Raw genomic sequence first — 6,588 nt, forward strand, 5'->3', positions numbered from 1 at the left:
GGAGAAGGCGAAGCTGAGGGAAAAGCTGAGGCCTGATCTGGTCATCGGTGTGAGCAGGAGCGCGGCTCATGCTCACCCGAACTGTCCAAAACCTGAAAATAATGGATGACAAGAATGACACAGCCAAATTCAGATCACGATCCGGGTATCAGCGGCCTCATTGAGGAAAACACCCTTGCGATCGACCAACTGGTTAACCTGCTGAACATACTCCCAGCGGAATGTTATCGACAGAGTTCCGGTGTCAAAAAGCCGCAGGCAATTGGCAAGCATGTCCGGCACATCATTGACCATTACACCGCTCTGTTGTCTGCATCTTCACGCCCGGGCGCACTGCTGGACTACGAGAACCGACACCGCGAGTTAGTGCTCGAAACGGACCGGAGGGCCGGTCGCGATCGTCTCATTGGTATCGCACACCAGTTGCGGGATCAGTGGCGAGAGGGTTGTGAGGGTGAGCTGGCGATGCTGCACAACAGCGCCGGTGCGCAACAAGTGGTCAGCACCAGTGTTGAGCGCGAGCTGGTATTCCTCGCCAGCCATACCATTCACCACATGGCGATCATTGGCATGTTGGCGGAACAGGCCGGCATGGAGGTCAGCTCCGATTTCGGTGTTCACCCGTCCACGTTGCGTTACCTGGAAAAACAGGCCGAGGGTCTGGCCAGAAGCGCTTGAGGTCACAGCATGTGTACGGTCAGTTGGTGCCATTCGTCCCATGGGCTGGATCTGCTCTTTAGCCGGGATGAGTCCCTCGAACGGCCGATGGCCGAGCCTCCTGTTGTGGATCGATATGAGGGTCTAAGTACGGTCATGCCAATCGATCCCCTCGGTGGTGGTACCTGGATAGCGGCAAATGACCGGGGTCTGGCTGTCATGATTCTTAACGACTATCGATACGCGTCCAGAGTGCCTCCGGGCGATGCGCAGAGCCGTGGGTTGCTGGTCAGGCGCTTAAGCCAAATGAGCAACGTTGCCCAGGTCCGCAACTGCCTGTTTCGGGAGACGCTCACATACTTTCCACCTTTTCTTTTGTTGGCGTTTGAGCCTGAAAGAATCAGCCCGACCCACTGGGCGTGGGACGGGGAGACGCTGCGGGAATCGACGTTGACAGCTGGTTCCTGCATCAGCACCTCTTCCTGGTTGCCCAGGCTGGTGCCGGGGTTACGTCGACTTTTGATTCGCAGGGCACTTGGGCACGGTCAGCCGGATCAGGCGTTCTCGAAGCTGTTGTCACTGCATCGCAATATCGAGCCCTCCCTACCGCCAAGGCTGGCTGTGGCCATGCGGCGGGAGGGCCGGGAAACCGTGAGTCTCACACACCTGCGTGTGGGTAAAAGCGGGGTGATCATGCGGTATTGGCCGGGGCACCCCTCGGAGTCTCACAGCAACGATCCTTTCCAGGCTTCGATTGGTCTGAACAGAAGGCCAACCGAAGCCTGGATGATGAAAACCACACTTAAAGTAACAAATACGCGGCCGGGGTGTCCGTGTTCAAAGGCCACAAACAGGCCAGCACCCTGAATAACGAAAAACGACCGGAGGTGACTGATTATGTCCACAGAAAACAAACGCAAGGCCCTGCTAGGCAGGTTATCGCGAAATCTAATGGTGACGGTTCCCATGATGACCGTCGTGGCGTTTGCAGGTGCAGGCTTTAACGCCGGTGTTGGTTCCGGCTTCGGGCTGATACCGTCTGCCGAAGCGGCGCAGGGTGAAGCAGAAGGTGAGGCCCGGGCAGAAGCGGAAGGCGAAGCCCGTGGTGAAGCTGAAGGTGCGGGCGAAGCCCGGGCGGAAGGCGAAGCGGAGGGCTATGCCGAGGGGGAAGGTGAAGCCGAAGGAAGGGCCGAGGGTGAGGCAGAAGGAGAAGCGGAGGGAGAAGGCGTCTCTGCAGCCCTCAAAAAAGCGGTTCGCCGGCCTGAAGGTTACCAGCCTTACCAGGGTAATGTAGCGGAACTCCGGGCGTTGGGTGAAAAGCTGTTTAACGATAACAGCCTGTCTTCCAACGGTCTTTCCTGCGCCACCTGTCATGCCAATGGCGCCGGATACAACGCCACGTTCAAGAATGAATACCCGCATCTGGTCGCCATGGGTCAGCGCGACTTCGGACTGAATATGGTGCATCTGGATGAAATGGTCCAGATCTGCATGGTCGCGCCAATGGCTGCTGATCCTCTGGCATGGGGCTCCAAGGAGTTGGCGGCGTTGACCGAATATACCCGCTTGGAACAGAAGAAGTTTATCAACAAGAAGTAGGGGTGAGTTGCATCAGTGAGTGTGTCGGCGGACTTGGGTGGGGAGTGATCCCCACCCTTTTTTTTGTAATGTTGCAGCGTTTCAGGTGTCTCTCTAAGACCATAAGGCGATAGGTGAGGCAGTTATGAAACCGGGTGTCGGGATCGAGGCGGAAGCGAACTCCAGCGGGCTGAATTCTGCCGATATGCCCAAAAACAGGCGTTCGTTACGGCATTGGGTGAAACAACTGGCGGCTTGCCGGCTTTGCCGTAATCTGACCCTGGCCGCCTTTCTGGCGATACTGGCCATCGAAGTGGCGATATTGATTCCCTCTTACCGGAACTACGAAGAAAACCTGCTGAGTGAACGGGTCGATGTTGCCAGTCAGGCGGTGATCACCTTTCTCAAACATACTCAAAGCCACCCGATTGATCCCGAAGACCTGCAAACTCTGATCGCCAACAGCCCGCTGGTCGGGGTTTCCCTGAGCCGGGATGGCCTCATGTACAAGGCTGGAGAGGCCATTGAACATCCGACGCCCGCCGACGGCATTCTGCGTGCAGCGCCGAGAACCGCTGACGGCGCAATAAACCTGGTCTGGGGCGCTAACCCGACACTGTCTGATTATGACGTTCGGGGCCGGGTGGATGTGAGTGAGGTGCCCTCAGAGCTGGTCGCCTTTGTGTTCAGGATCCTCGGCCTGTCGTTGTTGATTGCGGTGTTTGTGACGGCGGTGACCATGTTCGTGGTTGACCGAATGATGTTGTCTCCGCTACTCAAACTCCGGGAGCGCATTGCCCGGGCCGGCAGCGACAACGAACACCCGCTGCGGTACCTCACGCCGGTCGGGCGTTGCGACGAGTTTGGTGAAGTAGAAGGAGCGTTCAATGGCATGCTCAAGCAGAACGCCTCCTATCTTGCGCGTCTCCATCTCCTGAATCGGGAGCTGGATCAGCTGCTGGATGAACGTACCCGAACCCTCCGCAAGACTGAGCAGGAACTTGAGATCCGCACGTTGTATGATCAGCTTACCGGGCTTGCCAACCGGAGTCTGTTCGAAGAACAACTTGACCGCCATTTTGATCAGGTGAATTCGGGAGAATCCGGAAAAGAGGCCGTTCTCGTGCTTGGGCTGAACGATTTTCAGGCCCTTAACGGCCTGGCCGGACATGAGACCGGGGATCGCGTGCTACAGGAAATTGCCCGAAGGATTGGAGGGTTCAGTGCCGACCATGGTCATGTCGCTCGACTGGGGGGGGATGTCTTTGGCTTGCTGGTCCGTGAGCACCATAGACACCCGTTTGAGAACCTTCAGGCCGGGATTTCCGCCATCGTCGAGGCTTGTCAAAGGCCGGTTCAGGTGGCTGGCAAGTCCTACGAGTGTGAGGTCAGTGCGGGAGTTGCGATTACCCAACTGGACGGCCAGGATGCCCGGACCCTGCTCAGCCACGCCGAAATCGCCATGCATCGGGCAAAGAAATCACCAAGCGAGCGAGTACAGTTTTTTACTTCGGAATTCGGGGAGCAGGTTCATCGCCGTCAGGAGATGATAAGCGGTCTCAAGCTGGCCATCCACAATCAACAGCTGGAGTTATATTTTCAGCCCCAGTTTGATCGTGCCAGGGAGTGCACCGGCTACGAGGTGCTTCTCCGCTGGCATCATCCGGTCTTGGGCAGTGTGTCTCCCGCCGAATTTATCCCCTTGGCAGAACAAACCGGACTGATCGTCAGTATCGGAGACTGGGTGCTGGAACAGGCACTTGCCACCCTGAAACTCTGGGTGGCCCAGGGGTTCCGGGGAAGACTGGCGGTGAATGTGTCGGCGATGCAGCTTCACGACGAGGCCTTTGCCGATCGAATAGCTGCCCTGCTGGCGCATTACGGCGTAGCGGCTCGCTATCTGGAACTGGAAATCACCGAAACGGCACTGATGGAGAATGTCGAGCGGGCTATGGCGACGCTGAATCGCTTTCGCGAACTTGGCCTGGATCTGGCCGTGGATGACTTTGGCACCGGTTACTCATCGCTGGCGTACTTCAAAGTGATGCCGGTGTCTCGTATCAAAATCGACCGGAGTTTTGTCAGTGGTCTGCCGGAGAATGATCAGGACGAAGTGCTTTGCCGGACCATCATCAACATGGCTCACAGCATGGGCTGCGAAGTGATTGCCGAGGGTGTTGAAACCGAAGCGCAGGCTGCGTGGTTGGCCCGGGCGGGGTGTGACGAGTTGCAGGGTTTCCTGTTAGGCAAGCCGGGCCGGGAAGGTTTCACAGTTGGCGGTCTTCTAAATCTCAGCTGAGCGGACAAGCCTAATCTTCCCAGGGAAACTGCCGGTAATCAAAGCCTTGCTTGAGCGTTGGTTTAATAACATCAAAGTAAGGTGAGACGTCGAAATCCCGGGGGGCGAACAGGGAATGGTGACGAATCCGGAAGTACGCCCGTTGTTGGGCCTCTGAATCCGCGCTGCCACCTGAATCGATCAGGCGCTCAGGCAGTATCGGATATCGGATCGATTGAAAACCCTGGGCGATAAATGTGGAACAGATGGCTCGAGTGGGGTCGCCACTGCCCAGTGCCAGCATGGAACGACGATAACGGGTAGGTACCGGTGGGGTTGGGCAAAGATAACGCGCCAGATCCCACACGTTCTTCAGGTCGTACTGGTGCCCGAGCCGGCTTTTCGAGTAGTCGATCAGCTTATGGATATCCTGTTCATTGAGCCCCACGGGCCGGCAGATCCGGGTGTGAAAGTTCCGGTAAAAAGACAGCGGCAGACAACGAATGCCCTCCTCAAGATCCGCCTCGACCAGAACATTTTCTTCGCCGTCTTCAGCGCTACCCAAGCCCGCCTCCGGGCCGAGATACAGCGCGGCATGGGACCAGGTGGACTGAGTCAGGTATTTGATGGCGGTGCTGATTCTTGTGTTGCCCTCCACCAGCAGCACGTCGCCAGGCTTGATGGCGCTTTGTATGGCCTGCCAGGTGGAAGTGCGAACGGAGTGGCATTTTATCTGTTTGGTTAGATAGGCGGCGAGCCGTCTCGACAGCCAGTTCAGTAGCATGGCTTACCCCGGTTACTTGTCGGTTGTTATTGCAGGTAAAGACAGGCAACCGGGATAAATGTTACAGACTGGCGTTCTAATTCACGCTGTGACAGGAGCCGGTTGGCGGGAGAGGGTCAGAACGAGTTGGGCTGCACCAATTACCTAGAAAGTGGTTTCTCCAAGCCCTTCCAGACCGTAGAACGCGCGGAAGACTTTAGCGCCGCGGTCCGGTTGAGATCAGCAGAGTTCCTCGATCTCCCGGAAAATTTTGTAACAACCGGGTTTTCGAGGGGTCTTAAGGTTGTCATTCAATTCAACCGGCAAGTCTGGAGTCTGCTATGTCGAAAGAAGTTGTTCTCGCTCGTCCCCATCCATTTATCCGCAAGCCCATGACAGAATTGCTGGCCAAACTGGGTTATACCCCGGTTACGGACAGCGGCACCGCGAAACCGGCAGGGGTGATTGTGTCCAGCAGCGTGACGTCGGAGGCAGGTAGTTTCGAGGATGTTCTCAAACTGGTGAAACGGACGTGGGCAGGGGTCCCTCTGGTGGTCGCTACCCTGTTGAAGCCGGAGATGGCGATTAAAACTCTTGGCAAGGAACTGGAGTTGATTTTTCCCGGCAAGCGGATCGGGTTTCCATCTGACGGGCAAAAAGTTGATATCCTTATTGTCCGACCTGATGATCTCAAGACACCGCTGGCCGAGAGAGTCATGCAGGGCTTCCTGAAATAACACCCGTTGTTGAGGTTCAGATGACATTTTCCCGGATGTTGAGCAAGCCAATCCGCAGCTGCAAGGACGCCTGTGAGCTCGCCGTGAGCCACGGCACGCCACGACGTGCCGCAAAACTGGCGGCGGTGGTGGGTACGCTGCTGGTGCTGATCAATCAATGGGAAGCCGTGGCAGGCACAGCCACCATGGATTGGCTGAAAGTGGTGCTGACCTACTGCGTGCCCTACCTGGTATCCACCTATACCAGCGTCAGCAAAGACCTCCACTCGCGGCGCCAGGCGATGGCGGCGGAGATGGAGGTTTACGGTAAGGTTCGCAATTCCCGGGTATAAGGCTTCGTGTAACAAGCTGCTGGTTTCGGTGTCTCTGAAGCAATATCAATCGGAGAGCCTCCGGAGGAGACATGAACCAGCTTATCAAACCCCTGGCCTTTGTGGCGGGCCTGTTGCTTGTCGCTCAGCCTGCCATGGCCGAGCGCAAGAATGGCTTTGATCTCAGTGGCGCATTGGTCCCGGCCAGCGAGATTCTGCCCGGTGGGCCGCCGAGAGATGGTATTCCGTCTATCAACGAACCGG

At 56.9% G+C, this 6,588-nt stretch carries 7 protein-coding genes; 6 read left to right on the plus strand and 1 reads right to left on the minus strand.

The features are described 5' to 3' along the window. The first annotated feature begins 114 nt into the window (after positions 1-114). The 4 genes from IBX51_RS13825 to IBX51_RS13835 all read left to right on the plus strand — a co-directional run bounded on the left by IBX51_RS13825 (position 115) and on the right by IBX51_RS13835 (position 4,534). The gene (locus IBX51_RS13825) at positions 115-678 is read left to right on the plus strand and encodes a DinB family protein (RefSeq protein ID WP_291831877.1); all 564 of its coding nucleotides are present in this window, start codon (positions 115-117) and stop codon (positions 676-678) included. A 9-nt stretch (positions 679-687) separates the two neighbouring features. Continuing rightward, positions 688-1,524 (plus strand): NRDE family protein, encoded by an 837-nt coding sequence (locus IBX51_RS15070; protein ID WP_367166355.1) that lies wholly within the window; start codon positions 688-690, stop codon positions 1,522-1,524. Between the two features lie 30 nt (positions 1,525-1,554). After that, positions 1,555-2,256 carry a cytochrome c peroxidase gene (locus IBX51_RS13830; RefSeq protein ID WP_291831878.1) on the plus strand — a complete coding sequence of 234 codons (702 nt, stop codon included), beginning with the start codon at positions 1,555-1,557 and terminating at the stop codon, positions 2,254-2,256. 124 nt (positions 2,257-2,380) lie between these two features. Next, entirely contained in the window at positions 2,381-4,534 is a 2,154-nt protein-coding gene (locus tag IBX51_RS13835) for a bifunctional diguanylate cyclase/phosphodiesterase (protein ID WP_291831879.1), read from the plus strand. Positions 4,535-4,544: 10 nt separating this feature from the next. Here the strand turns inward: IBX51_RS13835 and IBX51_RS13840 are convergent, their stop codons facing one another. Next, the gene (locus tag IBX51_RS13840; protein ID WP_291831880.1) at positions 4,545-5,297 is read right to left on the minus strand and encodes a YiiX/YebB-like N1pC/P60 family cysteine hydrolase; all 753 of its coding nucleotides are present in this window, start codon (positions 5,295-5,297) and stop codon (positions 4,545-4,547) included. A 320-nt stretch (positions 5,298-5,617) separates the two neighbouring features. On the opposite strand from IBX51_RS13840, the gene IBX51_RS13845 reads away from it, so the two are divergent. Then, positions 5,618-6,013: a hypothetical protein gene (locus tag IBX51_RS13845; RefSeq protein ID WP_291831881.1), complete on the plus strand. Its 396-nt coding sequence runs from the start codon at positions 5,618-5,620 to the stop codon at positions 6,011-6,013. 20 nt (positions 6,014-6,033) lie between these two features. Further along, positions 6,034-6,345 (plus strand): nitrate/nitrite transporter NrtS, encoded by a 312-nt coding sequence (nrtS, locus tag IBX51_RS13850; RefSeq protein ID WP_291831882.1) that lies wholly within the window; start codon positions 6,034-6,036, stop codon positions 6,343-6,345. Positions 6,346-6,588: the final 243 nt, after the last annotated feature.

Source organism: Marinobacter sp., from assembly GCF_014859525.1.
Lineage (GTDB): Bacteria > Pseudomonadota > Gammaproteobacteria > Pseudomonadales > Oleiphilaceae > Marinobacter.